This is a genomic window from Streptomyces bobili (assembly GCF_002154575.1).
GTDB lineage: Bacteria > Actinomycetota > Actinomycetes > Streptomycetales > Streptomycetaceae > Streptomyces > Streptomyces bobili.
In genome coordinates this window covers 1-587 of record NZ_MUBA01000181.1, presented here as the reverse complement: position 1 = coordinate 587, position 587 = coordinate 1, and the positions used below count along the sequence as shown (strand labels likewise).

The following is a 587-nucleotide window of genomic DNA, read 5'->3' as shown; positions in this document are numbered from 1 at the left end:
AGGGTGTGCCAGCCCGCGCCGCCGCGCCCTCGAAGCGGAGCGGACGACGGGGGAGATCCTGGACCGGCTGGACGGCGCGGGCTGGCACACCCTGCACTCCCTCCCACTGCCCGGCGGCGACCGCGTCCACCACCTGGCGATCGGCCCGGCCGGACTCTTCGCCGTCCACAGCCTGTACGCCCGTAAGCAGCGGGTCCTCGTCGCCGACCCGCTGCTCACCCTGGGCCGCCGCGACCCCGACCCCCTCCTGCGCCGCGTCCGCGCCGACGCCGACCGCGCCTCCCACGCGCTGACCGCCGAGGTCCGCCCGGTCCTCGCCCTGGTCGGCCCGTCCGACGTGCGCTTCACCACCACCCCGCGCGAGGTACGGGTCGTGCGGGACACGGAACTGGCGGGACTGGCCCGGCAGGGCGGCGTACTGAAACCGGCGGACGTGGAGGCGCTGCACGCGATGGCGCGGGACCGGAGAACGTGGACGTGAGCCTCCGGCGGTCGAGCCGGGTTCGTGCGGGTCGGCTGCGGTGACCGTGACTGGGGGGCGGTGCCCCCAGACCCCCTTTCGGCCTGAACGGCCTCGTCCTCGATCG

At 76.0% G+C, this 587-nt stretch carries 1 protein-coding gene; it reads left to right on the top strand.

What is annotated here, in order from left to right; translation table 11 throughout:
• A partial coding sequence (locus tag BZL64_RS15565) for a nuclease-related domain-containing protein (protein ID WP_143663153.1) occupies window positions 1-481 on the top strand: 481 nt, incomplete at its 5' end.
• Between the last annotated feature and the right edge of the window lie 106 nt (window positions 482-587).